Genomic DNA, 1,059 nt, shown 5'->3' with positions numbered 1-1,059 from the left:
AGTACATCAACGGCTTCTACAACCCACGTAGGCGCCATTCATATCTGGGCGGCATCAGCCCCCTCGCATTCGAGGCCAAGGTGGCATAGTGAGATAGGTGACCGGCACAAAGCCGTTACAAGTCCAATCCTTGTCGGTTGTAATATCAATGGCATCAAGATTCACCACCTCTCTGGTCCGTCCTCGCCTTAGCCTCAGGTTAGAGGGTTTTCTCGGGCCGGTGAATGTTCAGTTTGGCCGTAACCGGACGTTCCTACAAGCCACAGGCGAACGACCGCTTTGTCCCAGCCCTCCTCATCCAAGAGCCCCACGGCGACGGTGAACGAACGACGGGTTCCGACGCACCAGACCGAATCCCTGAACGACCGGAAAGAAGGCGGCAATTCCTTTCGATGTGAACCGGAAGCAGCCGACCAAGTCCGGTCACTCACACGAGCGTACTTGAACGTCATATCTAGCGCAAAGCTGCCCATAAATTTGCTCCCTACTTCTCGCCAAATTCGCGTCGGTATTCCGTCGGGCTGAGGGCTACTCGGGCACGGAAATGGTGCCGCAAGGCATGGGCGCTGCCGAAGCCAACGGCTGCGGCAATATCATCCATCGGTTGCTGGGTGCGGATCAATAGATCCTTGGCTGCTTCCACGCGTTCTGCCGCTAGCCAATCGCCCGGGCCTTGCCCCGTGGCCTCGATAAAACGGCGTTCAAAAGTGCGCCGACTCATCGCTGCTTGTTTTGCCATCAGCGCAATTGACCAAGGCTGTTTGATGTCCTCACGCACGCGGTCAAGCACCGGCCCAATTTCACTATTCGGGCGGATGGCAACGGGGCGCTCAAGAAACTGAGCCTGCCCTCCGTTGCGATGGGCGGGCATAACGATACGCCGCGCGACTGAATTGGCCGCGTCCGGCCCGTAGTCTTGCCGCACGATTTCGATCATCAGATCGATACCTGCGGCGCTGCCCGCCGAAGTAAATATCCGGTTATGCATATGATACAGAGACGCCTCGTCCACTTGGACGGCAGGATAACGAGTGCGCATAGTCTGGCCATAGCGCCAAT

At 57.5% G+C, this 1,059-nt stretch carries 1 protein-coding gene; it reads right to left on the bottom strand.

From position 1 onward, the window contains the following. Positions 1 to 484: 484 nt before the first annotated feature. The coding region (locus EOE18_RS18205; protein WP_127712170.1) for a helix-turn-helix domain-containing protein at positions 485 to 1,059 on the bottom strand (575 nt) is incomplete at its 5' end.

Source organism: Novosphingobium umbonatum (assembly GCF_004005905.1).
Classification (GTDB): domain Bacteria; phylum Pseudomonadota; class Alphaproteobacteria; order Sphingomonadales; family Sphingomonadaceae; genus Novosphingobium; species Novosphingobium umbonatum.
The sequence above is the reverse complement of the archived record's forward strand: the minus strand, read 5'-3'. Positions and strand labels throughout refer to the sequence as shown.